The sequence below is a fragment of the Pisciglobus halotolerans genome, from assembly GCF_900113675.1.
Classification (GTDB): Bacteria; Bacillota; Bacilli; order Lactobacillales; family Carnobacteriaceae; genus Pisciglobus; species Pisciglobus halotolerans.
Map to the genome: position 1 here is coordinate 1 of NZ_FOQE01000081.1, position 1,408 is coordinate 1,408.

2 protein-coding genes are annotated in these 1,408 nt (G+C 32.5%); both read right to left on the minus strand.

The window, feature by feature from the left end; translation table 11 throughout:
- Positions 1–552 (minus strand): potassium transporter TrkG (locus tag BM057_RS11450; RefSeq protein ID WP_281246077.1); only part of this gene is annotated, 552 nt, incomplete at its 3' end.
- Positions 553–556: 4 nt separating this feature from the next.
- A complete protein-coding gene (locus BM057_RS11455) occupies positions 557–1,213 on the minus strand; it encodes a potassium channel family protein (protein WP_092093905.1) in 657 nt (218 codons plus the stop codon).
- Positions 1,214–1,408 lie beyond the last annotated feature (195 nt).

A 1,408-nucleotide genomic window follows, 5' to 3' on the forward strand; every position in this document is an offset into this window, starting at 1 on the left:
CCATAGAGAAAATCCAGCATTATTATAAGCTGCGACAGTATGAAATAAACTATAAAAAGAACCTTGCCAAAGTCCGTATTCTGGAATCCATCTAATGGACAAAATAGTAAAACCAATTAGTTCGATACCTAAAGAAAAAAGAAGTATGTAACGAACCAGTTGAATAACCCCTCCTGATGATTCTTGATTTAAAGATTCTTTAATAATCTCTCTTTGTTGCATGCCGATTCTTCGTTTGAATATGAAGAAAATAAAAACTGCCGATGTCATTAGGCCTAACCCGCCAAGTTGCATAAGAAACATAAGGACAGTTTGTCCAAATAGAGTAAAAGCTGTTCCAGTATCAACCACGATTAATCCTGTAACCGTAACAGCAGAAGTAGCAGTAAATAACGTATCTAGCCAAGAAATTGTTTCCGTAGTCGAAAAGGGTAATTTTAATAATATTGTACCAATTAGAATAAGAATAAAAAAACTTAAGACTACTATCATAGGAGGGCTTAAATGACGAGTAGATTGTTTTAAATAGCCTAGTAGAGTACTTTTATTCATCCAATTACAGCCCTTTCTCTTCAAAACGTTTTATATCATTGTTGTTTCCCATAACAACAATCATATCTCCTTCGTATAGTGTGTCTTCCGCGGAAGGTGAAATGCTCACTTTTTTTCCGTGCTTTATAGCTAAAATAGTACAACCGTATTTTGCTCTGATATCTAAATCCTTAATTGTTTTATTAGATAATTTTTTTGATACATCCAATTCAAATATACTATAATCCTCAGAGAGTTCTATATATTCTTGGAGTTTTCCAGACTGTAATTGATTAGCAACTCTAATCCCCATATCGTGTTCTGGTTGAATGATTCTATCCGCACCAATTTTAGTAAGAACTTTTCTATGGTTAGCATCTTGAGCCTTCGCCCATACATTTTTCACGCCTATTTCTTTTAATAATAATGTACACATAATACTAGAGTGTATATTGTCTCCTATAGCAATTACAGCGTAATCAAAGTTTCCAACACCTAAAGATTTTAAAACATCTTCACGAGAAGCATCCGCTATTACAGCTTTTGTACTATGGTTTAAAATTGCATTAACTTTCGTTTCGTCTATATCTATTGCTAAAACTTCATGACCCAAACGATGTAACTCTTTACATACACTTCCACCAAATCTTGCTAGACCTATAACAACGAATTCTTTTTTCATAAGTTAACTCCTTTTCTATTCGAGATATTAGTGATAATGAATTTAATGCTTATTTTAATCGTGGTTGTCCTTGATTATAACAAATTACGATTGAATTTTAAGCAGATAGTATACAAACTATGAAAAATTCCAAAGATTTCATAAGCGTTTCTTTTCGCCAAAGAGCCTCCTAAAAAGAAAGTATCTTATTATTTA